The 23,174-nt window shown below is 59.1% G+C and carries 20 protein-coding genes; 16 read left to right on the forward strand and 4 right to left on the reverse strand.

The genetic code is table 11. The annotated features are described in order from the left end of the window. Positions 1 to 239: 239 nt before the first annotated feature. Complete coding sequence (gene queG / locus J1C59_RS02500) at positions 240 to 1,379, reverse strand: tRNA epoxyqueuosine(34) reductase QueG (protein ID WP_128084829.1); 1,140 nt, start codon at positions 1,377 to 1,379, stop codon at positions 240 to 242. On the opposite strand from queG, the gene nnr reads away from it, so the two are divergent. The 15 genes from nnr (at position 1,378) to J1C59_RS02575 (ending at position 19,572) form a co-directional block, all read left to right on the forward strand. Beyond that, positions 1,378 to 2,898, forward strand: coding sequence for a bifunctional ADP-dependent NAD(P)H-hydrate dehydratase/NAD(P)H-hydrate epimerase (nnr, locus tag J1C59_RS02505; protein ID WP_128084828.1), 1,521 nt, complete (start codon positions 1,378 to 1,380; stop codon positions 2,896 to 2,898). The two genes, queG and nnr, sit on opposite strands and share 2 nt — an antisense overlap. Continuing rightward, positions 2,895 to 3,371, forward strand: a complete 477-nt coding sequence (gene tsaE / locus J1C59_RS02510; protein ID WP_128084827.1) for a tRNA (adenosine(37)-N6)-threonylcarbamoyltransferase complex ATPase subunit type 1 TsaE — start codon at positions 2,895 to 2,897, stop codon at positions 3,369 to 3,371. The genes nnr and tsaE overlap by 4 nt, the downstream gene beginning before the upstream one ends. Further along, complete coding sequence (gene amiB, locus J1C59_RS02515) at positions 3,368 to 5,038, forward strand: N-acetylmuramoyl-L-alanine amidase AmiB (protein WP_140917319.1); 1,671 nt, start codon at positions 3,368 to 3,370, stop codon at positions 5,036 to 5,038. The genes tsaE and amiB overlap by 4 nt, the downstream gene beginning before the upstream one ends. Positions 5,039 to 5,087: 49 nt before the next feature. Continuing rightward, positions 5,088 to 6,953 carry a DNA mismatch repair endonuclease MutL gene (gene mutL, locus J1C59_RS02520; RefSeq protein WP_128086228.1) on the forward strand — a complete coding sequence of 622 codons (1,866 nt, stop codon included), beginning with the start codon at positions 5,088 to 5,090 and terminating at the stop codon, positions 6,951 to 6,953. After that, positions 6,946 to 7,896 (forward strand): tRNA (adenosine(37)-N6)-dimethylallyltransferase MiaA, encoded by a 951-nt coding sequence (gene miaA, locus J1C59_RS02525; RefSeq protein WP_128086227.1) that lies wholly within the window; start codon positions 6,946 to 6,948, stop codon positions 7,894 to 7,896. The genes mutL and miaA overlap by 8 nt, the downstream gene beginning before the upstream one ends. Positions 7,897 to 7,999: 103 nt before the next feature. Beyond that, positions 8,000 to 8,311, forward strand: a complete 312-nt coding sequence (gene hfq / locus J1C59_RS02530) for an RNA chaperone Hfq (protein ID WP_128086226.1) — start codon at positions 8,000 to 8,002, stop codon at positions 8,309 to 8,311. Between the two features lie 72 nt (positions 8,312 to 8,383). Further along, the gene (gene hflX / locus J1C59_RS02535; protein WP_128086225.1) at positions 8,384 to 9,664 is read left to right on the forward strand and encodes a ribosome rescue GTPase HflX; all 1,281 of its coding nucleotides are present in this window, start codon (positions 8,384 to 8,386) and stop codon (positions 9,662 to 9,664) included. A 226-nt stretch (positions 9,665 to 9,890) separates the two neighbouring features. Continuing rightward, on the forward strand, positions 9,891 to 11,129 hold the full coding sequence (gene hflK / locus J1C59_RS02540; RefSeq protein WP_128086224.1) for an FtsH protease activity modulator HflK: 1,239 nt from the start codon (positions 9,891 to 9,893) through the stop codon (positions 11,127 to 11,129). Between the two features lie 3 nt (positions 11,130 to 11,132). Next, positions 11,133 to 12,137, forward strand: a complete 1,005-nt coding sequence (gene hflC / locus J1C59_RS02545) for a protease modulator HflC (RefSeq protein ID WP_128086223.1) — start codon at positions 11,133 to 11,135, stop codon at positions 12,135 to 12,137. Between the two features lie 56 nt (positions 12,138 to 12,193). Then, positions 12,194 to 12,394 (forward strand): DUF2065 domain-containing protein, encoded by a 201-nt coding sequence (locus J1C59_RS02550; protein WP_111139215.1) that lies wholly within the window; start codon positions 12,194 to 12,196, stop codon positions 12,392 to 12,394. A gap of 164 nt (positions 12,395 to 12,558) precedes the next feature. After that, a complete protein-coding gene (locus J1C59_RS02555; RefSeq protein WP_128086222.1) occupies positions 12,559 to 13,857 on the forward strand; it encodes an adenylosuccinate synthase in 1,299 nt (432 codons plus the stop codon). A gap of 219 nt (positions 13,858 to 14,076) precedes the next feature. After that, positions 14,077 to 14,520 (forward strand): nitric oxide-sensing transcriptional repressor NsrR, encoded by a 444-nt coding sequence (nsrR, locus tag J1C59_RS02560; RefSeq protein ID WP_128086221.1) that lies wholly within the window; start codon positions 14,077 to 14,079, stop codon positions 14,518 to 14,520. A 16-nt stretch (positions 14,521 to 14,536) separates the two neighbouring features. After that, complete coding sequence (rnr, locus tag J1C59_RS02565; protein WP_140917320.1) at positions 14,537 to 17,032, forward strand: ribonuclease R; 2,496 nt, start codon at positions 14,537 to 14,539, stop codon at positions 17,030 to 17,032. 81 nt (positions 17,033 to 17,113) lie between these two features. Further along, a complete protein-coding gene (gene rlmB / locus J1C59_RS02570; protein ID WP_111139219.1) occupies positions 17,114 to 17,848 on the forward strand; it encodes a 23S rRNA (guanosine(2251)-2'-O)-methyltransferase RlmB in 735 nt (244 codons plus the stop codon). A gap of 95 nt (positions 17,849 to 17,943) precedes the next feature. Continuing rightward, complete coding sequence (locus J1C59_RS02575; protein WP_140917321.1) at positions 17,944 to 19,572, forward strand: isovaleryl-CoA dehydrogenase; 1,629 nt, start codon at positions 17,944 to 17,946, stop codon at positions 19,570 to 19,572. On the opposite strand, the gene bsmA is transcribed toward J1C59_RS02575, so the two are convergent. Both bsmA and J1C59_RS02585 read right to left on the reverse strand, forming a co-directional pair. Beyond that, entirely contained in the window at positions 19,546 to 19,872 is a 327-nt protein-coding gene (bsmA, locus tag J1C59_RS02580) for a biofilm peroxide resistance protein BsmA (RefSeq protein WP_128086220.1), read from the reverse strand. The genes J1C59_RS02575 and bsmA overlap by 27 nt on opposite strands. A gap of 56 nt (positions 19,873 to 19,928) precedes the next feature. Next, positions 19,929 to 21,860 (reverse strand): methyl-accepting chemotaxis protein, encoded by a 1,932-nt coding sequence (locus J1C59_RS02585; RefSeq protein ID WP_140917322.1) that lies wholly within the window; start codon positions 21,858 to 21,860, stop codon positions 19,929 to 19,931. Positions 21,861 to 22,018: 158 nt separating this feature from the next. Here J1C59_RS02585 and yjfP point away from each other — a divergent pair, with 158 nt between their 5' ends. Continuing rightward, positions 22,019 to 22,768 carry an esterase gene (gene yjfP / locus J1C59_RS02590; RefSeq protein ID WP_128085098.1) on the forward strand — a complete coding sequence of 250 codons (750 nt, stop codon included), beginning with the start codon at positions 22,019 to 22,021 and terminating at the stop codon, positions 22,766 to 22,768. Positions 22,769 to 22,813: 45 nt separating this feature from the next. Here the strand turns inward: yjfP and J1C59_RS02595 are convergent, their stop codons facing one another. Further along, on the reverse strand, positions 22,814 to 23,020 hold the full coding sequence (locus J1C59_RS02595) for a hypothetical protein (RefSeq protein ID WP_111139224.1): 207 nt from the start codon (positions 23,018 to 23,020) through the stop codon (positions 22,814 to 22,816). Positions 23,021 to 23,174: the final 154 nt, after the last annotated feature.

Below are 23,174 nucleotides of genomic sequence, written 5' to 3' on the forward strand. Positions count from 1 at the left end.
TAGCGCGATCTGCAAATCATTTCTGAACAGAGTTATCCACAGCTTTGCGTTTTAAGCGAAGCGCTAGTCTCATTATCAAATAAACACAACTTTTTTATAAATCTTTGATATTTATGCTTTTGATAATATTTCAATTTGTTATTTTCCCGCAGAATCAGGGTTATTGCAGTTGAATGACAACAACTTTTTATTTTTATTCACAGCATGTGGAAAACGATAATCTGCGCCGGGCTGGTCATTCACGCATCACGCGGTAAACCTTTCTCAACGGCACGCACCAGCCGTTTCTGCTGGGCAGGCTGCACGTCGACAACGAGCTGTTCGCGTTTCTGCTGCTGCTGCGCGATCGCCCACTGAATATGTTCATCCAGCAATTCACTCTCGCCGAGACGCCGTTCCAGCACCGGCATGATGTCGGCCGACCAGGGCGCGTTACCCAGCGCGACGGCGATATTGCGCAGCCAGCGTAAATGTCCGATGCGCCGAATCGCGGAGCCTTCGGTGATGCGCAGAAACTTCGTTTCATCCCACTGAAACAGATCGATCAGCTCTGGCGCATGCAGCGCGGCGCGCGGTGAAAAGTCGCTTTCGTCACTGAGCTGACCATAGCGATTCCACGGACAGATGAGCTGGCAGTCATCGCAGCCATAGATCCGGTTGCCCATCAGTGGACGAAACGCTTCCGGGATTGCGCCTTCCAGCTCAATGGTGAGATAAGAAATACAGCGGCGGGCATCCACGACGTAGGGTTCTACGATGGCGCCGGTGGGGCAGATTGTCATGCAGGCGACACAGCGGCCACACTGCTCCGGCTGCGGCGTATCCACCGGCAGCGGAATGTCGATCAGCAGTTCGCCGAGGAAAAACCACGAGCCCGCTTCGCGATTCAGAATCAGCGAATGTTTACCGGTCCAGCCAAGCCCGGCTTTCGCCGCCAGCGGGCGTTCCAGCAGCGGGGCGGAGTCGACAAAGGGGCGAAAATTAAGCGCACCACAATGCTCCTGGATCATTTCCCCGAGCTTTTTCAGTCGATTGCGCAATACTTTGTGGTAATCGCGGCCTAACGCATAACGGCTGACATAGCCCAGACGGGGATTTTTCAGCGTGCTGGCAAAGGCGGCTTTGGCCGGAAGGTAGTTCATGCGAACGCTGATCACACGCAGCGTGCCGGGCAGCAGTTCATGCGGACGCGCCCGCATCATGCCGTGTCGCGCCATCCACTCCATCTCGCCATGATACTGCTTGTCCAGCCACGCCTGCAGACGCGGCTCTTCGGCACTGAGATCGGTGTCGGTGATGCCGACCTGCTGGAAACCGAGTTCGGCTCCCCACTGTTTAATCTGCTGTGCGAGTTGATGAAGATCGAGAGGGTATGACATGAGTGACCAGGATTCGAAGAAAAACAGCCGCAGTTTACCATATTCTGTCTGGCCTGCGCAGGCGGTGGCGCAGCTTGAGCAACAGGGGGCCGACGCACTCGGCATCACCCTGCATGAGCTGATGCTGCGCGCCGGGCAGGCGGCCTTTACGCATCTGACTGCGCACTGGCCGCAGGCCAGCCACTGGCTGATTCTGTGTGGTCACGGCAATAACGGCGGGGATGGCTATGTGGTGGCGCGGCTGGGGCAGGCGGCAGGCAAAACGGTGACGCTGCTGGCGTGCGAAAGTGACAGGGCGTTACCGGAAGAGGCGCAGCAGGCCCGCGATGCCTGGCTGGATGCGGGCGGTGCAATCCATGCGGCCGATGCGGTCTGGCCAGAGCAGGTCGATGTGATCGTCGATGCGCTGCTGGGCACCGGCTGCCAGCGTGCGCCGGACGAACCTTACGCCTCGCTGATCGCACGCGTTAATGCCCATGCAGCGCCGGTTCTTGCCATCGATATCCCGTCCGGCTTATCGGCCCGCAACGGCACGGCGCCCGGCGCGGTCATAGACGCCTGCCATACGCTGAGCCTGGTCGCGCTGAAGCCGGGACAGATAACCGGCAAGGCGCGTGACCACGTTGGCAAACTCTTCGCTGCCGATCTGGGGCTGGCCGCGTTTCTGGCGGGCGAGACGGCCCCCATCGCCCGTTACGACGCCAGCGTACTCTCCCGCTGGCTGAAACCGCGTAAGCCGACCTCGCACAAAGGCAGTCACGGTCGTCTGCTGGTGGTGGGAGGCGATGCCGGTACGGCCGGGGCGGTGCGCATGACGGCAGAGGCGGCGCTGCGCAGCGGCAGCGGATTAGTGCGAGTGCTTACTCACAAAGATAATATCATCCCGATTCTCACCGCCCGCCCCGAAATTATGGTCGATGAACTGACCGACGAACGGCTCACGGAGGCGCTGGCGTGGGCCGATGTCATCGCTATCGGTCCCGGTCTGGGTCAGCGGGAGTGGGGAAAGCGGGCGTTAAAGCGGGTAGAAGGCAGTGAAAAGCCGATGCTTTGGGACGCGGATGCACTTAACCTGCTGGCAATCAGTGCGGAGAAACGTCAGAATCGCATTATTACGCCGCATCCTGGCGAGGCGGCGCGTTTGCTGAATATTGAGACCAGTGAAATTGAGAGTGACCGCTTACATGCAGCGCAGACACTGGCGCAGCGTTATGGCGGCGTGGTGGTTCTGAAAGGTGCCGGAACGCTGATTGCCAGCGAGCAGGGCGAGATGGCCTTTGCCGATGTTGGCAATGCCGGTATGGCATCGGGCGGAATGGGCGATCTCCTGAGCGGGATCATCGCCTCGCTGGTGGGTCAGAAACTGACGCTGTTTGAGGCGGCCTGCGCGGGCTGTGTAGCGCACGGTGCCGCCGCCGACGCGGTCGCGGTGCAACGCGGCACGCGCGGTATGCTGGCAACCGATTTACTGGATCTCCTGTGGCAGTTTGTTAATCCTGAGATGAATAAAGAAGCATGAAGACCTGTGTTATCTCTTTGCCCGATGAGGCGGCTACGCTCAGTTTGGGCGCTCAGCTGGCGCGCGCCTGTGGCAGCGCGGCAGTCATTTATCTCTATGGCGATCTGGGGGCGGGTAAAACCACCTTCAGCCGCGGCTTTCTGCAGGCGCTGGGCCATCAGGGCAACGTCAAAAGTCCCACCTATACCCTGGTGGAGCCTTACGCGCTGGCCGACCGCACCCTTTACCATTTCGACCTCTATCGCCTCGCCGATCCGGAAGAGCTGGAATTCATGGGGATCCGCGACTATTTCAGCGGTGAGGCGATCTGTCTGGTCGAGTGGCCGCAGCAGGGTGCCGGATTCCTGCCGTCGCCCGACCTCACCTTAACGCTGCGCTATGTGGGCGAGGCGCGTGAAGCGGAGCTGACGGCGCAGTCTGCGTCGGGCCAGCAGTGGATTGAACAGTTCAGCCAGGGCAGGGAACAGGCATGATGTCACGGATGAAAATCGCGCTGGTGTCACTGCTGCTGCTGGTCTCTGCTCCCCTGTTCGCCGCCACGCTGTCAGATATCAAAGTGGCGAACGGTGACAGCCAGGCAACCATCACCCTGAATTTTTCCGGACAGCCGGTCTATGGCTATTTCCCGCTGCACAACCCCGATCGCGTGGTGCTCGACGTCCGTCAGAGCGGTGTGGTGCAGGGGTTACCGCTGAACTTCAGCGGTGAGAACATCGTCAGGCGCATTCGCAGCAGTACCCCAAAGGACAAGCAGAGCGTGCGGCTGGTGTTTGAACTGACCCAGGCGGGGAAAACCCGTGCGGTCACCCAGCGCGACGGCAACAACTACAGCGTGGTCTTTACCATTACCGGTAAAGCGCCGGTGGTGACGCGCAGCCAGCCCGCACCGGTCATCGCCCCGACGCGCGTGCCGACCCAGAGTGCCGCCGCGGCCAATCCGTTTAATGCCAATCCGGTGACCTCGGTGACCAGCACGGCCAGCACCGTGCGCCCCGGCAGTCGCGTCAGCCAGAATGACACCGTGATCGTGGCGATAGATGCCGGACACGGCGGCCAGGACCCGGGCGCTATCGGCCAGCGCGGATTAAAAGAGAAGAACGTAACGATTGCGATTGCCCGTAAACTGCGGGTGCTGCTCAATAACGATCCGATGTTTAAGGGCGTGCTGACACGCGATGGCGACTATTTTATCTCGGTCATGGGCCGTTCCGATGTGGCGCGTAAAGCCAACGCCAACGTGCTGGTGTCGATCCATGCGGATGCGGCGCCGAGCCACGCGGCGACCGGGGCATCGGTCTGGGTGTTATCAAACCGTCGCGCCAACAACGAGATGGCTAACTGGCTGGAGCAGAAAGAGAAGCAGTCTGAGCTGCTGGGCGGTGCCGGTGACCTGCTGGCCAACAGCCAGGCCGATCCTTATCTCAGCCAGGCGGTGTTAGACCTGCAGTTCGGTCACTCGCAGCGCGTCGGCTATGACATCGCTCAGAAAGTCCTGCAGCAGCTGCGCGGCGTTACCTCGCTGCACAAGCGCCTGCCAGAGCACGCCAGTCTTGGGGTCCTGCGCTCGCCGGACATTCCTTCTCTGCTGGTGGAAACCGGCTTCATCAGTAATTCCTCGGAGGAGCGACTGCTAGGCAGTAGCGCACACCAGGATAAGATTGCGCAGTCGATCTATAAAGGTCTGCGCACTTATTTCCTGGCGCACCCGCTGCAATCCATCCCAAAGGAGGAAAACCTGCCGCTGGGCTCGTCGCCAGCGGTGAGCGTCGCCAGTAATCCGGCGACCGGGGTGACGCAGTATACCGGCATCACTCAGCGCCATACCGTGACGCGCGGGGAGACGCTCTCCGGCATTGCCGCGAAGTATGGTGTCAGCATGGCCACGCTGCGTGAGATGAACACCCTGAAGCGTGATGTGGTGTGGGTCGGCCAGCGGCTGAAAGTCCCGGCCAGTGCGGCCGCCAGCCGGACCACCCGCGCCGCGCCGCGCGGTATGGTTCGCCATAAGGTCGTCGTCGGCGATTCCCTGACCGGGATTGCGGCGCACTACGGCGTCAGCCCGAAAGCGATAATGCAGACCAATAATCTGAAGTCGACCAACGTCATGTTGGGGCAGAACCTGAAAATTCCTGCATCCTGATTGTGTGCCCGGCCGCTGCGCCGGGCTGTCAGCTAAAAGGATATCCACTATGCCGATACAAATTTTACCGCCTCAGCTGGCAAACCAGATTGCAGCGGGTGAAGTGGTTGAACGTCCTGCCTCGGTTGTCAAAGAGCTGGTGGAGAACAGTCTGGATGCGGGCGCAACGCGCATCGATATTGATATTGAAAAGGGCGGCGCGAAGCTGATCCGCATCCGTGACAACGGCTGCGGCATCGTGAAAAGCGAGCTGTCGATGGCGCTGGCCCGACACGCCACCAGTAAAATCGCCTCGCTGGACGACCTGGAGGCGATCATGAGCCTGGGCTTCCGTGGGGAAGCGCTGGCCAGTATCAGCTCTGTCTCCCGTCTGACGCTCACCTCCCGCACCGCCGATCAGAGTGAAGCCTGGCAGGCGTATGCCGAAGGGCGCGATATGGCGGTGACGGTCAAACCGGCGGCGCATCCCTGTGGCACCACGCTGGAGGTGCTGGATCTGTTTTACAACACGCCGGCACGCCGCAGATTTATGCGCACCGAGAAAACCGAGTTCGGGCATATCGACGAAGTGATTCGTCGCATCGCGCTGGCCCGCTTTGATGTCGCCCTGTCGCTGAGCCATAACGGCAAAATGATGCGTCAGTATCGCGCCGTGAATGAAGAGAGTCAGCGCGAACGGCGGCTGGCCGCGATCTGCGGCACCACCTTTATGCAGCACGCGCTGCGCATCGACTGGCAACATGACGATCTCGCGCTGCGCGGCTGGGTCGCCGATCCGGCCGGTTCACGCCAGGTGACCGAGCTGCAATACTGCTATGTTAACGGCCGGATGATGCGCGATAAGCTGATTAACCATGCTATCCGCCAGGCCTTCCAGACCCAGCTTCAGGATGATCAGCAGCCCGCCTACGTACTCTATCTGGAGATCGATCCCCATCAGGTGGATGTCAACGTCCATCCGGCCAAGCATGAAGTCCGTTTCCACCAGTCGCGCCTGGTGCATGACTTTATCTATCAGGGCGTGGTCAGTGCGCTGCAGGCGATTGCGACATCTGCGCTGCCCGCGCTGAAGGCTGAAGAAACGGCCCCGCGCTGGCAGCCGGAAAACCGTCAGGCGGCCGGAGGCAATCATTTCGCCCAGCCTGCGTCGTCGCCCGGTGAGCGTAAACCGGCCGCACCCGCCCGGGAAACGCCGCCCGCTGCGGCACCGGCCTGGCAAAACAAAGAGAATCTTTACCGGCAGCGTGAAGGCGCGGTGTACCAGCAACTGCTGAAAACCCCCGCCGACAGCGCGCCGCCGCCTGGCGCGCGTGAGCCGGAACCGCGCCGGACCGAAAAGGCCTCACCGCTGGCGGCCCATGCGCAGAGTTTTGGTCGGGTACTGACCGTGCTGCAGCACCACTATGCGCTGCTGGAACAGAATCAGACGCTCTCGCTGATGGCGCTGCCTGTGGCGGCGCGCTGGCTGAAACAGGCGCAGCTGGAACCGGGCGAAGAGGGGCTGAAACCGCAGCCGCTGCTGATTCCCGTGCGGCTGAAAATGGCTAAAGATGAACGCGAGGCGGCCCGCAAAAATAGCAGCCTGCTCAATCAGATGGGCATCGAACTTCAGGCCGATGGCGACCACGTCACCCTGCGCGCAGTGCCTTTACCGTTACGAACACAAAATTTACAAATCTTGATTCCTGAGCTGTTAGGCTATCTCGCCCGGCAGCAGGAGAACTCTGCGACGCAACTGGCCCAGTGGCTGGCGCGACAGCAGGATACAGAGTCCTCCGACTGGAATCACTCACAGGCGATTAACCTGCTGGCTGAGCTTGAACGGCTCTGCCCACAGTTACTGAAATCGCCGCCTTCAGGCTTATTACAGCCCATAGAGATTGAGAGCGCGGTGAACGCGTTGAAGCATGAGTGAACTAAACCAGGCTGGCCGGCCAAAGGCTATTTTTTTGATGGGACCCACGGCGTCTGGCAAGACGGCATTAGCCATCGAGCTGCGTAAGCAGTTACCCGTGGAACTAATCAGCGTAGATTCTGCCTTAATCTATCGACAGATGGATATTGGCACGGCGAAACCGTCGGCTGAGGAGTTAACCGTGGCGCCCCATCGTCTGCTCGACATTCGCGATCCCGCAGAGGCCTATTCGGCTGCGGAGTTCCGGCGCGATGCGTTAGCAGAAATGGCGGAGATCGTTGCAGCCGGACGAATACCGCTGCTTGTTGGTGGAACCATGCTCTACTTCAAGGCGTTACTTGAAGGATTGTCGCCGCTGCCCCCGGCCGATCCGGAGGTTCGTCAGCAGATAGAGCAAACGGCGCGTGAAAAAGGCTGGGAAGCTTTGCACCGCCAGCTGTGTGAAATCGACCCGGTTGCCGGCAGTCGTATTCATCCGAATGATCCGCAGAGACTTTCGCGAGCACTGGAAGTTTTTTTTATTTCGGGTAAAACTTTAACGGAACTGACTAAAACATCCGGTGAAGCGTTACCCTACGACGTGCAGCAGTTTGCCATCGCCCCCGCGAGTCGCGAACTGCTGCACCAGCGCATCGCGTTGCGTTTTGAGCAGATGTTGGCGTCAGGATTTGAAGCGGAGTCTCGGGCCCTGTTTGCACGAGGTGATTTGCATACGGACATGCCTTCCATCCGGTGTGTCGGTTATCGTCAGATGTGGTCTTACCTGTCGGGCGAAATCGATTATGACGAGATGGTTTATCGGGGAATTTGCGCAACCCGGCAGCTCGCTAAGCGACAGATGACATGGTTACGTGGCTGGGAAAATGTTCACTGGCTTGACAGTGACGAGCCCCGGCTGGCGCGTGATACAGTGTTACAGGTTCTTAGTGCGAAGCATGGGTGATTGTGTACAATTGATGGGTTATCGTGCGCAAATTTTTACGCAGTTTTTTCAGAACCATAGGTTCTACGAGCAACAAACAACAAGCATATAAGGAAAAGATAGAATGGCTAAGGGGCAATCATTACAAGACCCGTTTTTGAACGCACTGCGTCGTGAACGTGTTCCGGTTTCGATTTATCTGGTTAACGGTATTAAGTTGCAGGGTCAGATTGAGTCATTTGATCAGTTCGTCATTTTGTTGAAAAACACGGTAAGTCAGATGGTTTATAAGCACGCCATTTCTACCGTTGTTCCTTCGCGCCCGGTTTCTCACCATAGCAATAATACCGGTGGCGGCAGCAACAATTACCATCATGGTGGCAGCAACACACCTGCACAGCCACAGCCACAACAAGACGGTGATCACGCAGAATAACGCGGCGCCGTACAGCCAGGTGCGGAGAACCGCGGTTTTCCGTCCTGGTCTTTTATTTAGCGAGGTTATAGCTTGTTTGACCGTTATGATGCCGGTGAGCAGGCCGTACTGGTACACATCTGGTTCTCCCAAGACAAAGAAGTAGAAGATTTGCAGGAGTTCGAAACCCTGGTCTCTTCTGCTGGCGTTGAGGCGCTGCAAGTGGTCACTGGCAGTCGTAAAGCGCCACACCCCAAGTATTTTGTCGGTGAAGGAAAGGCCGTTGAAATTGCCGATGCGGTAAAAACAACTGGAGCATCGGTCGTACTATTCGATCATGCCCTTACGCCCGCTCAGGAGAGAAACCTCGAGCGTCTGTGCGAATGCCGGGTTATCGATCGCACCGGTTTAATTCTGGATATCTTTGCCCAACGCGCACGTACCCACGAAGGTAAATTGCAGGTTGAGCTGGCGCAGTTACGCCATCTTGCCACACGTCTGGTGCGCGGCTGGACTCACCTTGAACGTCAGAAAGGCGGGATCGGCTTACGCGGTCCGGGTGAAACACAGTTAGAAACCGACCGCCGCCTGTTGCGTGGTCGTATCAGTCAGATTCTGTCCCGTCTTGAGCGGGTGGAAAAACAGCGTGAGCAGGGGCGTCAGTCGCGGGCCAAAGCGGACATCCCGACCGTGTCGCTGGTGGGCTACACCAACGCCGGTAAGTCGACCCTGTTTAATGCCATGACGTCGGCCAGCGTCTTTGCGGCGGACCAGCTGTTTGCCACGCTGGACCCGACGCTGCGCCGCCTGAATGTGGCCGATGTCGGGGATGTGGTTCTGGCGGACACCGTCGGCTTTATTCGCCATCTTCCTCACGATCTGGTTGCCGCTTTTAAAGCCACGCTGCAGGAGACACGTCAGGCGACGCTGTTACTGCATGTGATTGATGGCGCAGACCTGCGCGTCACGGACAATATCGCCGCCGTCGATACCGTTCTGGAAGAGATCGAAGCGGACGAAATCCCGACGTTACTGGTCATGAATAAAATCGATATGCTCGACGGATTCGAACCGCGTATCGATCGCAACGAAGAGAATCTGCCCGTCCGCGTCTGGCTGTCTGCCCAGACGGGTGAAGGCATTCCGTTGCTGTGGCAGGCGCTGTCTGAGCGTCTGTCGGGTGAAATTGCCCAGCACGCATTACGCCTGCCGCCGGAAGCGGGGCGACTTCGCAGCCGTTTCTATCAGCTGCAGGCGATTGAGAAAGAGTGGAATGAAGAAGACGGCAGTGTAGGATTGCAGATACGTATGCCCATTATTGAATGGATGCGTTTATGTAAACAGGAACCGTCGCTGACCAGTTACATTGTTTGAGATTGCCCAAACGCATTTACCTTAAAAATGGAAGATTGTCGCATTTTCGTTGCATGACCGAATACGCAGGATTACCCGGGTCGTTCGGATTTCAGCAAGGCGGCAACGGCGTGTACCGCCGGGCGCTTACGCAGGTAAGTGGCCGGGGTGAACGAAGGCAGCCAACACTGCTGCAATCCGAAAAATGAAGGGTAAAAACCGTAATTACAATAAATGGAGTAGAAACATGGCGTGGAATCAGCCCGGAAATAACGGACAGGACCGCGACCCGTGGGGAAGCAGCAATAATCAAGGCGGCAACTCTGGGGGGAATAAGGGAGGACGGGAATCCGGGCCTCCTGATCTGGATGATATCTTCCGTAAGCTGAGCAAGAAGCTTGGTGGACTGGGCGGTGGCAAACAGAGCGACAACGGTCAGCGCGGCTCAGGCAGCGGCGGCAAAATCGTGGGCATCGTGGCGGTTGCAGCGGTGGTCATCTGGGCTGCCAGCGGTTTCTACACCATTAAAGAAGCGGAGCGCGGCGTAGTGACGCGCTTCGGTAAATTCAGTCATCTGGTCGAGCCGGGCCTGAACTGGAAGCCGACCTTTATCGATCAGGTGCGTGCGGTGAACGTCGAATCGGTGCGCGAACTGGCGGCATCAGGCGTGATGCTGACCTCGGACGAGAACGTGGTTCGCGTCGAGATGAACGTGCAGTACCGCGTCACCGACCCGGAACGCTATCTCTATGCGGTGACCAGCGCGGATGACAGCCTGCGTCAGGCCACGGACAGTGCTCTGCGTGGCGTGATCGGGCGTTCCACCATGGATCGCATCCTGACCGAAGGCCGTACCGTCGTCCGTAGCGATACACAGCGTGAAATCGACGAGACCATCCGCCCTTATAACATGGGGATCGCGGTGCTGGACGTTAACTTCCAGGCGGCCCGTCCGCCGGAAGAGGTGAAGTCCGCGTTTGATGACGCCATTGCCGCACGCGAAAACCGTGAGCAGTACGTCCGCGAAGCCGAAGCCTACGCGAATGAAGTGCAGCCGCGTGCCAACGGTCAGGCGCAGCGTATTCTGGAAGAGGCGCGTGCGTATAAAGAGCGTACCGTTCTGGAAGCGCAGGGTGAAGTGGCGCGTTTCGCCAAGATCCTGCCGGAGTACAAAGCCGCACCGGAAATCACCAAAGAGCGTCTCTACATCGAGACCATGGAACGTGTGCTCAGCCATACCCGCAAAGTCCTGGTTAACGATCGGGGTAACAACCTGATGATGCTGCCGCTGGATCAGCTGATGCGTGGCGGTCAGGCTTCCTCAGGCCAGAACGGTCAGAAGGGCGCGAACAGTGCTTCTCTGCCTGCCATCTCCGACCGCAGCGCAAGCCGCAATGACACGTCGTCATACAGTCCGGACAACATCATGGATCAGCGTCGGGCCAATGCTCAGCGCAGCGACAGCCAGCGCGAAGGGAGAGAGTAATCGATGCGTAAGCCAATAGTATTTTTGATCATTGTCGTGCTGGTGGCGCTCTATGCGTCGCTGTTTGTGGTACAGGAAGGGCAGCGGGGCATCGTCCTGCGCTTTGGTAAAGTCCTGCGTGATGGCGAAAACAAGCCGCAGGTCTTTGCGCCGGGCCTGCACTTCAAGATCCCATTCCTGGAAACGGTTAAAACGCTGGATGCACGTATTCAGACCATGGACAACCAGGCCGATCGCTTCGTCACCAAAGAGAAGAAAGATCTCATCGTAGACTCTTACATCAAGTGGCGTATCAGCGATTTCAGTCGCTACTACCTGGCAACGGGTGGCGGTGATGTCTCTCAGGCGGAAGTGCTGCTGAAACGTAAGTTTAGTGACCGCCTGCGTTCTGAAATGGGTCGTCTGGATGTAAAAGATATCGTCACCGACTCCCGTGGTCGCCTGACGACGGATGTCCGCGATGCGCTGAACACCGGTTCGGCAGGCAGCGATGATGAGATCGCTACGCCAGCAGCAGATGATGCGATTGCCAGCGCCGCGGCCCGTGTCGAGCGTGAAACCAACAGCAACGAGCCTGCGCCGAACCCGAACAGCATGGCCGCGCTGGGTATTCAGGTGGTGGATGTGCGTATCAAGCAGATCAACCTGCCGACCGAAGTCTCTGATGCGATCTTCAACCGTATGCGTGCCGAGCGTGAAGCGGTCGCGCGTAGCCAGCGTTCGCAGGGTCAGGAAGAGGCCGAGAAGCTGCGCGCTCAGGCGGACTACCAGGTAACGCGTACACTGGCTGAAGCCCAGCGTGAAGCGCTGATCACCCGCGGTGATGGCGATGCGGAAACGGCCCGGCTGTTTGCGGATGCATTCAGCAAGGATCCTGATTTCTACGCGTTTATCCGTAGCCTGCGTGCTTACGAAAACAGCTTCAGCGAAAATCAGGACGTGATGGTGTTAAGCCCGGATAGCGACTTCTTCCGATATATGAAGGCGCCCTCTAACGCGACACGTTAAGAACTGATATAACCTGTGGGCCGACAATGTTGTCGGCCTTTTTTTTGGGTATCAGCATGAAAACAAGCATCTGGATGGCGCTGGCACTGGTATTGGTGCTGGAAGGGTTAGGGCCTATGTTTATGCCGCGTGCGTGGCGACGCTGGATACTGACGCTCTCCCGGCTGCCCGACCGTCTGCTGCATCGCTTTGGTGGCGGGCTGGTGGTTGCAGGAATGGTCATCTACTGCATGCTCAGCCTGCACGGCAATCTGTAAGCACACGTAAGACCGGCTAAATTGTGCCTTTTGCCGCGCGCATCCCCAACATCTTGTAGTGAGCAAAACGCAGACAAAAAAGCGCGCAATCGTATGCTAAAAGTGCTGAAAACCACAGGATCAGATGGTAGAATCCTTTTTTAAGCAATCGGTGATTTTGAGAAATGGGTAAGAACGTCGTCGTACTGGGCACCCAATGGGGTGACGAAGGTAAAGGTAAGATTGTAGACCTTCTGACTGAGCGCGCGAATTACGTTGTGCGTTATCAAGGCGGCCACAATGCGGGCCACACGCTTGTCATCAACGGTGAAAAAACCGTCCTCCACCTGATCCCTTCTGGCATTCTGCGCGATAACGTGACCAGCATCATTGGTAACGGCGTAGTGCTCTCTCCTGAAGCCTTAATGAAAGAGATGAAAGGTTTGGAAGCGCGCGGGATTCCGGTACGTGAACGTCTGCTGATTTCTGAAGCCTGTCCGCTGATCCTGCAATATCACGTTGCGATGGACATGGCGCGTGAACGTGCGCGCGGTGCGAAAGCGATCGGTACCACCGGTCGCGGTATCGGACCGGCTTACGAAGATAAAGTTGCCCGCCGCGCACTGCGCGTCAGCGACCTCTTCAACAAAGAAACCTTTGCTGCCAAGCTGAAAGAAGTCGTCGATTTCTACAACTTCCAGCTGGTCGAGTACTACAAAGAGCCAGCCGTTGACTTCGACAAAGTGCTCAGCGATGTGATGGACGTTGCCGACATCCTCACAGGCATGGTGGTTGACGTCTCTGAACTGCTGGACACCGCGCGTAAGCGTGGCGATCTGATTATGTTTGAAGGTGCGCAGGGTACGCTGCTGGATATCGACCACGGTACCTATCCGTATGTGACGTCGTCCAACACGACCGCAGGCGGCGTGGCAACCGGTTCAGGTATCGGTCCGCGTTATGTCGACTACGTGCTGGGTATTGTGAAAGCGTACTCAACCCGCGTGGGTGCCGGTCCGTTCCCGACCGAACTGTTTGATGAGACCGGCGAATTCCTGTGTGCGCAGGGCCATGAGTTTGGCGCGACCACCGGACGACGTCGTCGTACCGGCTGGCTGGATGCCGTCGCCGTGCGCCGTGCGGTCCAGATTAACTCCCTGTCAGGTTTCTGCATGACCAAGCTGGACGTGCTGGATGGCCTGAAAGAGGTGAAAATCTGTGTGGCTTACCGTCTGCCGGATGGCCGTGAAGTCACCACCACGCCACTGGCTGCCGAGAACTGGGAAGGCATTGAGCCGATCTACGAAACGCTGCCAGGCTGGAGCGAGAAAACATTCGGCGTGAAGACGCTGGAAGGCCTGCCTCAGGCTGCACGCGATTACATCAAGCGTGTGGAAGAGGTGACCGGTGTGCCGATTGACATCATCTCAACCGGTCCCGATCGCAGTGAAACAATGATTCTGCGCGACCCGTTTGACGCGTAATCATTCAGGCCGGACACTGTCCGGCCCTTGTTTTTTCCACTCTCTGATGCCACTTAATCTCCCTTCGCTTGTCAAATCCTGTGCTGGCTGAAAAAAACGCACGTCAAATCAGACTCTGGTTTATCATCGTAGTTAATCGAATGACGATCCGATTTAATCCTGACATCAACCCGAAGGCGAATGACGCAATGGCGTGCCTGAAGGTTCACTGAGGTTACTGTGCAGCTCACAAGTTTTACTGATTATGGCCTGCGGGCCCTGATTTATCTGGCCTCTCTGCCCGAAGGCCAGCAGACCAATATTACTGAAGTGACGAACACCTACGGTTTGTCACGTAACCACATGGTCAAAATCATTAATCAGCTGAGCCGGGAAGGCTATGTCGCAGCCACACGCGGTAAAAATGGCGGGATTCGCCTGGGGATGTCGCCCCGTCAGATTGTGATTGGCGATGTCGTACGAAAAATGGAGCCACTGCAATTAGTGGATTGTGCCTCCTGTGCTATTACGCCAGCCTGCCGTCTTAAGCAGGCGCTGCATGATGCAGTACAGCGATTTTTGCAGGAGCTGGATAGCTATACGCTGGCAGATTTGGTCGAAGGGAATACACCACTTTATGAAATCATCCTGTCCCTGTCGCCAGCGGAAATAAATATTAAATGACATCGGAGGAACCGTTATGTCAAAAGATCCTTTTCAGGATAGAGAAGCTGAAAAATACGAAAACCCTATTCCAAGCCGTGAATTTATTCTGGCGCTGTTAGAGAAACGTGAAAAACCGGCCAGCCGTGAAGAGCTGGCTGAAGAGATGAATCTGCACGACGAAGAGCACCTTGAGGCGCTGCGTCGCCGCCTTCGCGCGATGGAGCGCGATGGTCAGCTGGTCTTCACCCGCCGTCAGTGCTATGCGCTGCCAGAACGTCTTGATCTCCTGCGCGGTAAAGTGATCGGCCATCGTGATGGCTATGGCTTCCTGCGCGCGGAAGGTCAGAAAGATGACCTCTATCTCTCTGCCGAACAGATGAAATTCTGTATGCACGGGGATGTGATCCTGGCGCAGCCGCTGGGTGCCGACCGCAAAGGCCGCCGCGAGGCGCGCGTGGTTCGCGTGCAGGAGCCGCGCAACAATCAGATCGTTGGCCGCTACTTTACCGATGCCGGAGCCGGCTTCGTGGTGCCCGACGACAGCCGCCTGAGCTTCGATATTCTCATTCCACCGGAAGAGACGATGAACGCCCGCATGGGTTCCGTGGTGGTGGTCGAGCTGGTTCAGCGTCCGAACCGTCGCAGCAAAGCGATCGGTAAAGTGACGGAGATCCTGGGCGACGACATGGGCACCAGCCTGGCCGTCGATATGGCGCTGCGCACCCATGAGATCCCGCACACCTGGCCGCCGGAAGTGGAAGCGCAGGTCAGCCAGCTGAAAGAGGAGGTCCCGGAAGAGGCGAAAAAAGGCCGCGTCGACCTGCGTAAGCTGCCGCTCGTCACCATCGATGGTGAAGATGCTCGCGACTTCGACGATGCCGTCTACTGCGAGAAGAAACGCGGTGGCGGATGGCGTCTGTGGGTCGCTATCGCCGATGTCAGCTACTACGTTCGTCCGGGCACGCCTCTGGATAACGAAGCGCATCAGCGTGGCACCTCGGTCTACTTCCCGTCGCAGGTCGTACCGATGCTGCCGGAAGTGCTCTCCAACGGCCTGTGTTCGCTCAACCCGCAGGTCGACCGCCTCTGTATGGTCTGTGAAATGACCATTTCCAGCAAAGGGAAACTCACCGGCTTCAAACACTACGAAGCGGTGATGAACTCCCATGCACGTCTGACCTACAACAAAGTCTGGAACATCCTGCAGGGCGACAAAGAGCTGCGTCAGCACTATGCGCCGCTGGTCAAAGACCTGGAAGAGCTGCATAACCTCTATCAGGTGCTGGACGCGGCCCGCGAAGAGCGTGGCGGCATTTCCTTTGAAACGGAAGAGGCGAAGTTTATTTTCAACGCCGAGCGCCGTATCGAACGGGTTGAACGCGCCTCGCGCAATGACGCGCACAAGCTGATCGAAGAGTGCATGATCCTGGCTAACATCGCCTCGGCACGCTTTGTGGAGAAAAACCAGGAGCCTGCGCTGTTCCGCGACCACGATCGCCCGACGGATGAGAGCATCAAGAGCTTCCGGACCGTGCTCAACGAGCTGGGTCTGAGCCTGCCGGGCGGCAACAAACCGCAGCCTGTCGACTATGCGGCCCTGCTGAAGCAGGTGGCCGACCGTCCTGATGCGGAGATGCTGCAGACCATGCTGCTGCGCTCCATGAAGCAGGCCGTATATGACCCGGAAAACCGTGGCCACTTTGGTCTGGCGCTCTCGTCGTATGCCCACTTCACCTCGCCGATCCGTCGTTACCCGGATCTGACGCTGCACCGCGCCATCAAATATCTGCTGGCCAAAGAGCAGGATCAGGGGAAAGGGCTGGTTCAGCGTGCGATCAAATACCTCATGCCGAAAGAGCGCAGCGTAGCCAGTGACATGACGACGGCGACCGGCGGTTATCACTACGACATGCCGCAGATGCTGCAGCTGGGTCTGCACTGCTCCCTGACCGAACGCCGCGCGGACGAAGCAACGCGCGACGTCGCGGACTGGCTCAAGTGTGACTTCATGCAGGATCAGGTCGGCAACGTCTTTAACGGCGTGATCTCCAGCGTCACCGGCTTTGGCTTCTTTGTCCGCTTAAGCGATCTCTTTATCGATGGTCTGGTCCACGTCTCGACGCTCGACAACGACTACTACCGTTTTGACCCGGTAGGTCAGCGTCTGATCGGCGAATCCGGCGGTCGCACCTATCGTCTGGGTGACGCGGTCGAAGTGCGGGTGGAAGCGGTCCATATGGATGAGCGTAAGATCGACTTCGCCCTGATCTCCAGCCAGCGCCAGGTGCGCGGCGAAGGCAAAACCGCGCGTGACCGTGCGAAGCGTGACGATCAGGCGCCGGCGAAGCGTCGCCGTAACGTGAGCCGGAAGTCGAATTTCGAGCCGGATGCTGCGTTCCGCGGCAACAAGGGCAAGCCTGCTGCCGAAAGTGGCGGGAAAAAAAGTAAAAACGTCTCGGAAAAAACCCGTAAAATCGCCGCCGCCACAAAGGCGAAGCGCGCCAGGAAAAAGGCTGAGCCTGAGAGCTGAGCCTGACCTGATACGCGCATCCGCCCTCTCTTCCCGGAGAGAGGGCGGTTATTCATTCCTATCCAAACACTGAGCAGATCGATGAGCGAAATTATTTTTGGTATCCACGCCGTGCAGGCGCTGCTGGAACGTAACCCACAACGTTTCCAGGAAGTCTTTATCCTCAAAGGCCGCGACGATCGTCGCCTGCAACCCGTGGTCGCCGCGCTGGAAGCTCAGGGGATCGTGATTCAGCTGGCGGACCGTAAATGGCTCGACAGCCAGGTCGAAGGCGGTGTTCATCAGGGCATCATCGCCCGGGTGAAGCCTGGCCGTCAGTATCAGGAGGGCGATCTGCCGGACCTGCTGCAGAGCCTGGAGAAACCGTTCCTGCTGGTGCTGGATGGCGTCACCGATCCGCACAACCTGGGGGCCTGCCTGCGCAGCGCCGATGCGGCGGGCGTGCACGCGGTCATCGTGCCGAAAGATCGCTCTGCGCCGCTGAATGCCACTGCCAAAAAAGTGGCCAGCGGTGCGGCCGAAAGTGTGCCGTTGATCCGCGTGACTAACCTGGCCCGGACGCTGCGTCTGCTGCAGGAGTACAACATCTGGGTGGTCGGCACCGCAGGTGAAGCCGACCACACGGTCTTCCAGAGCAAAATGACCGGCCCGATGGCGCTGGTGATGGGCGCGGAAGGCGAAGGGATGCGTCGTCTGACCCGTGAACATTGCGATGAGCTGATCAGCATTCCGATGGCGGGCAGCGTCTCGTCACTGAATGTGTCGGTCGCGACCGGTGTCTGCCTGTTCGAAGCGGTGCGCCAGCGTAACGCCTGATTTCCCCTGTGATCCTCGCCACAAATTAGTTTCTGTACCAGGCATAACCGCGCGTCATTCGCATACTTACTGAGTGACATCCGCGAGGAGTGGTTATGACCTGGACAACACACACCGTTTTTAATCAGCCCCATCCTCTGAGCAATAGCAACCTCTTCCTGTCTGATACGCCGCTTGGCGAGGCGTTGTCACGCGAAGGCGCTGGCTGGGACCGGGAGTGGCTGGCGTCGGTGAGCCAGCAGCTGGGCAGCGCCGAGTCGCTGGAGCTGGGCCGGCTTGCCAATGCGGAACCGCCCGAGCTGCTGCGCTACGACGCCCGTGGCGAACGCCTGGATGAGGTTCGTTTTCATCCCGCCTGGCACCTGCTGATGCAGGGCGTCTGTGCCAGCCGGCTGCATAACCTCAGCTGGCAGCCGACGGTGCGGGAGCAGGCCACTGTGGCGCGCGCGGCGCGCTTTATTCTGCACGCTCAGGTAGAGGCGGGCACGCTCTGTCCGATGACCATGACGCACGCGGCGATTCCGCTGCTTCAGCGCTGGCTGCCCGCCCGGTTTGAGGGCTGGCTCGATCCGCTGCTCAGCGATCGCTACGACACCCATGCCCAGCCCGGCGACCAGAAGCGGGGGCTGCTGATCGGAATGGGGATGACCGAAAAGCAGGGCGGCAGCGATCTGCTTATCAGCACCACCCGCGCGGAACCGCTGGCGGCACGCGGCCCCGGTGAAGCCTACCGGCTGACCGGCCACAAGTGGTTCTTCTCCGTGCCGCAGAGCGATGCGCATCTGGTGCTGGCTCAGACACCTGCCGGATTGAGCTGCTTCTTCCTGCCGCGTCTGCTGCCCGACGGAACACGCAACGCCATTCAGCTTGAGCAGCTCAAAGCGAAGCTCGGCAATCGCTCGAACGCCAGCGGCGAGGTGGAGTTCCGCGACGCCACCGGCTGGCTGCTGGGGGAAGAGGGCGAAGGTGTGCGGCTGATCCTGAAAATGGCCGGGATGACGCGCTTCGACTGCGCGCTCGGCAGCCATGGGCAGATGCGACGCGCCTTCTCAGTGGCGCTCTGGCATGCGCATCAGCGCCAGGTTATGGGCAAGAGTCTGCTGGAGCAGCCCCTGATGCGTCAGGTGCTGGCCCGGCAGGCGCTGCAGCTGGAGGGACAGACCGCGCTGCTGATGCGGCTGGCGCGCGCCTGGTCACAACCGGCAAACGCGCACGAGGTCGCCTTTGCCCGGCTCATGACGCCAGCGGCGAAATATCAGATCTGCAAAGCGGGGATGCCGTTTGTGGCGGAGTCGATGGAAGTGCTGGGCGGCATCGGCTACTGCGAAGCGAGCGAGCTGCCTCGTCTCTATCGTGATATGCCGGTGAACAGCATCTGGGAGGGATCGGGCAACGTCATGTGTCTGGATGTCCTGCGCGTGCTCGCCCGTCACGGCGGGGTGATGACGATGCTGAATCAGGAATTTGAAGCGGTGAAAGGGAGCAACCGTCACTTCGATGCCCGCTGGCGTCAGCTGCGGCTGAAGCTCCGTCAGGTGCCCGAAGAGCAGGCGCGCGAAGTGACCCGCGCGCTGCTGCAGCTGGCGACGGGCGCGCAGCTGCTGAAATATGCCGAACCGCCGCTGGCCGATGCCTGGTGCCAGCAGTGGCTCGATCCCCGTGGTTTACGTCCGCTCGATCCGGTTGTGACCGAACGGCTACTGGCGCGCGCCTGCGGCCGGTGAGGCACCATAAAGGATGGCGCTGGCGTACCAGAAGCCCGGCATGACCGTTTCGCTCAGCATCACAATCTGATAGTAGGCGGCACCAGCCTGATTCGCCTGCGCGGCCACGGCCCGCTGGGCATCATCCGGCGATCCGTGCACGTTGACGGTAATGTTGCCCAGCTTCGGTAAACCGCCACTCTGCGCCCGTGAGATCTCCTGCGCCTGCGACGCGGGCGCGGGCGGCGCTTTGGGCGTCGTTTCCAGCGCGGAACAGCCTGCCAGCAGCAGGCTTATCACCAGTAAATAAGCGGAACGCATAGTAAAACCCCTGTTCAGGACGAAACAGTAAGTGTACGTCATCGCCCTGAACGCCGTCAGGATTTCAGGCTGAAAACGCTGACCAGCTGCGTCAGGTGATGCCCTTTATCGCTCAGGCTCTGCGCGCTGTTCTCCGCCTGGGCCACCAGTTCACTGTTCTGATGCGTGGCCTGGCTGATCTGGTTCATTGCCAGATTAACCTGACCGATGCCCGCCGCCTGCTGCTGCGCCGCCACGTTGATTTCGCCCATCAGCGCCTGCACCTGCTCAATGTGCGTCACAATGTTGCTCATCGCCTCGCGCGTCTGCTCAGACAGCTGATGACCTTCCGCCACGTTGCCGATGGAGGTGGCAATCAGCCCGTCGATCTCTTTGGCGGCCTGCGCCGAGCGCTGCGCCAGCGCGCGCACCTCGGCGGCGACCACCGCAAAACCGCGCCCCTGTTCACCGGCACGCGCGGCTTCCACCGCGGCGTTCAGCGCCAGGATATTGGTCTGGAAGGCGATCGACTCAATGACGTGAGTAATATCCGCAATGCTTTGCGAGGAAACCTTGATGGCTGACATGGTACTGACCGAGCGAATCACCGTCTGGCTGCCGTGACTGACAATCTCGCTGGCTTCGGCCACCAGTGACATCGCCTGCCGCAGGCTGTCTGCGGTGTGTTCAACCGTGGCGCCAAACTGCTCCATGCTGGCGGAGGTCTCCTCCACGCTGCTGGCCTGACGCCCGATCTGCTCGCTGATGTTATGGCTGCTGGCCGCGATGGTGTCGGTGCCCTGGCTGATCTCCTGTGCGGCACCGCGCACCTGGCTGACGATTTTCTCCAGGCCATTGCCAATGCCGTTAATGGCGATGATCAGCTGGCCCACTTCGTCACGGCGTGGGGTCGCCATATGGACCTGCAGATTACCGGCAGCATACTGCTCCGCCAGGTGAATGACCTGCTGCAGCGGACGGGTGATCGCCCGACGGCTGTACCAGACAAACCCCAGCGCAAAGATCACCACCAGCACCAGTCCGGTAATCAGGAACAGATTCCGGCTCTGCATGATCGGGGCGAGCAGGCTGGCCCGGTTCACTTCACCGGTAATCACCCAGTTCCAGCCCGGCAGATGCTGCCACGCCAGGATCTTCTGCTCACCGTCGATCTCCACCTGCTGCATCCCCTGCGGCTGCGTCAGCAGCGGCGCTAAGATGGCGCTGTCCCACGCGGGCTGTTTCCCTTCGTTTTCCTGCGCGAACAGATACTCGCCCTGCGTCTTGCCAGGGGTGCCGTTGAGCACAAAGAAGCGACCGCTGTCGCTCAGCCGGCGCGCCAGGATCTTCTCACGCATCAGCGCATATTGTTTATCAATCCCTACGCCGACAAACAGGATAGCGACGACGCGGCCACTCTCATCTCTGACCGGCTGATACTGTGTGATGTAGCGATGGCCGAACAGGGTTGCCAGACCCTGATAGACGTTGCCCTGATGAACACTTTTCCATGCTGCGCCGCTGCGGTCGAGCTGGGTGCCAATCGCGCGACTGCCATCCTGCTTTTTCAGTGAGGTTGAAATACGGATAAAATCATCGCCGTCGCGCACGAAAATAGTGGCGACGGCGGCGGTGCGTTCGGTGAACTCGTCGACGGCGGTCTGGTCGAGGTTCAGCGTCTTTAATCCGGCGCGCAGCACCGGCGTTGAGAAGTCGCCCACCTGCACCCTGGCGGTTTCATCCAGGCTGAAACGCTTAGGCAGGAAGCTGGTAAACAGACTGGTGTAGTGTGTCACCTCTTCGGTCAGGGTGGCATTGAACATAGAGGCCATTTCACTGATGCCCTGCACCTGATTGTGCATGTCATCGATGGCGAGATTTTCCAGCTGGCGCGAGGCGTTGTGGCTCTGAGTCAGTGTCAGAACCAGCAGCAACAGCGCTACGCTCAGGGACGTCATAACTGACAGCTTAACGCCAAGACTCAGTCCGCTGAGAGAGAGACGCTTCATAAATTACCTTTGAATAAGTTAGAGGGGTACACCATCAACGGCAACGCGCGGGAAAAGTTTAGCGCGATGTCTGCGGCGTCCGCCGCGCAGGCGATTTCGCAAACGCCTGTGCAGCGCGTACACTTGAACTCCCTGTTTTTCCCCCTTCAGGAGAGACCATGATCGAACTCACCACCGACACGCTGGCCGGTATCGAATGCCTGCACGCCGCGCCCGCCGGACAACGGCATCAGCCGCTGCCCACCGTGCTGTTTTATCACGGGTTTACCTCGTCTAAAGAGGTCTATGCCTACTTCGCCGTGGCCCTGGCGCAGGCGGGATTCCGGGCGGTGATGCCGGACGCCGATCGGCACGGTGCACGTTATGACGGTGATGCAGAGAGCCGCCTCGACCGCTTCTGGGAGATCCTGAAACAGAACATCGATGAGCTGCCGCAGCTGGAAGCCGCGCTGCGCGACAGTCACCTGATCGCGGAGGAACGTTTTGCGGTGGCGGGGGCGTCGATGGGCGGCATGACGGCGCTGGGCGCGATGGCGCGCTATCCGCAGATCCGCAGCGTCGCCTGTATGATGGGGTCAGGCTATTTTATGCAGCTCAGCCAGTCGCTGTTTCCGCCGCGCGTGGCCGATACACCGGCAGGACAGGCAACGTTTGACGCCCGCATGGCGCCGCTGGCGAAGTATGATCCCTGCAACCGGCTGGCGGCGCTGGCGGACCGCCCGCTGCTGCTGTGGCATGGTGAGGCAGATGAGGTCGTGCCCTGGGCTGAAAGCGTGCGGCTGGAGAGGGCGCTGCGTGACAACGGGCTGGCCCAGCATCTGACCGCGCTGTCCGAAAAAGCCATCGGGCACAAGATCACCCCGTCGGCCCTGACGGCGCTGGTGAGTTTTTTCACCCATCATCTGTAAAACAGACGGGCGGCGCGTAATGCTGCCGCCCGTTACGTTACGGCCTTACCAGTGCGCGGACGCCTTTTCTGCGGCACGGGCGGGCATGCCGACCGGGTTTCTTTCCGGCGTATCGAGCCGGTTGACGTAGACATAACCCGATGCCACTTCGCTGCTGTGACTTCTCATCTGCTGCGCACAGTCAGCGTGGCTGGCAAGAGCGGGTAGAGACAGGAAGAGACCCAGGAGGGTGGCGATGACGAACCTTTTCATGTCCGACTCCTCACTTCAGGGAACACACTCTGAACGCCGCCACCAGAGCATCTGCGGCGTCTCAGTTAATTTTAGCGATCGGAGACATTATCGCCAGCGTGCCCCGCTGAACCTCATCATCAGCCTTTTTGAACAAACCCGGATTAACCCGCTG

Source organism: Pantoea deleyi (genome assembly GCF_022647325.1).
Classification (GTDB): Bacteria; Pseudomonadota; Gammaproteobacteria; order Enterobacterales; family Enterobacteriaceae; genus Pantoea; species Pantoea deleyi.

Excerpts from the sequence above, each read along its gene's own strand:
- nnr (WP_128084828.1), top strand. The coding sequence starts at position 1,378 with ATGAGTGACCAGGATTCGAAGAAAAACAGCCGCAGTTTACCATATTCT.
- queG (WP_128084829.1), bottom strand. The coding sequence starts at position 1,379 with ATGTCATACCCTCTCGATCTTCATCAACTCGCACAGCAGATTAAACAG.
- tsaE (WP_128084827.1), top strand. The coding sequence starts at position 2,895 with ATGAAGACCTGTGTTATCTCTTTGCCCGATGAGGCGGCTACGCTCAGT.
- amiB (WP_140917319.1), top strand. The coding sequence starts at position 3,368 with ATGATGTCACGGATGAAAATCGCGCTGGTGTCACTGCTGCTGCTGGTC.
- mutL (WP_128086228.1), top strand. The coding sequence starts at position 5,088 with ATGCCGATACAAATTTTACCGCCTCAGCTGGCAAACCAGATTGCAGCG.
- miaA (WP_128086227.1), top strand. The coding sequence starts at position 6,946 with ATGAGTGAACTAAACCAGGCTGGCCGGCCAAAGGCTATTTTTTTGATG.
- hfq (WP_128086226.1), top strand. The coding sequence starts at position 8,000 with ATGGCTAAGGGGCAATCATTACAAGACCCGTTTTTGAACGCACTGCGT.
- hflK (WP_128086224.1), top strand. The coding sequence starts at position 9,891 with ATGGCGTGGAATCAGCCCGGAAATAACGGACAGGACCGCGACCCGTGG.
- hflC (WP_128086223.1), top strand. The coding sequence starts at position 11,133 with ATGCGTAAGCCAATAGTATTTTTGATCATTGTCGTGCTGGTGGCGCTC.
- J1C59_RS02550 (WP_111139215.1), top strand. The coding sequence starts at position 12,194 with ATGAAAACAAGCATCTGGATGGCGCTGGCACTGGTATTGGTGCTGGAA.
- J1C59_RS02555 (WP_128086222.1), top strand. The coding sequence starts at position 12,559 with ATGGGTAAGAACGTCGTCGTACTGGGCACCCAATGGGGTGACGAAGGT.
- rnr (WP_140917320.1), top strand. The coding sequence starts at position 14,537 with ATGTCAAAAGATCCTTTTCAGGATAGAGAAGCTGAAAAATACGAAAAC.
- rlmB (WP_111139219.1), top strand. The coding sequence starts at position 17,114 with ATGAGCGAAATTATTTTTGGTATCCACGCCGTGCAGGCGCTGCTGGAA.
- J1C59_RS02575 (WP_140917321.1), top strand. The coding sequence starts at position 17,944 with ATGACCTGGACAACACACACCGTTTTTAATCAGCCCCATCCTCTGAGC.
- bsmA (WP_128086220.1), bottom strand. The coding sequence starts at position 19,872 with ATGCGTTCCGCTTATTTACTGGTGATAAGCCTGCTGCTGGCAGGCTGT.
- J1C59_RS02585 (WP_140917322.1), bottom strand. The coding sequence starts at position 21,860 with ATGAAGCGTCTCTCTCTCAGCGGACTGAGTCTTGGCGTTAAGCTGTCA.
- yjfP (WP_128085098.1), top strand. The coding sequence starts at position 22,019 with ATGATCGAACTCACCACCGACACGCTGGCCGGTATCGAATGCCTGCAC.
- J1C59_RS02595 (WP_111139224.1), bottom strand. The coding sequence starts at position 23,020 with ATGAAAAGGTTCGTCATCGCCACCCTCCTGGGTCTCTTCCTGTCTCTA.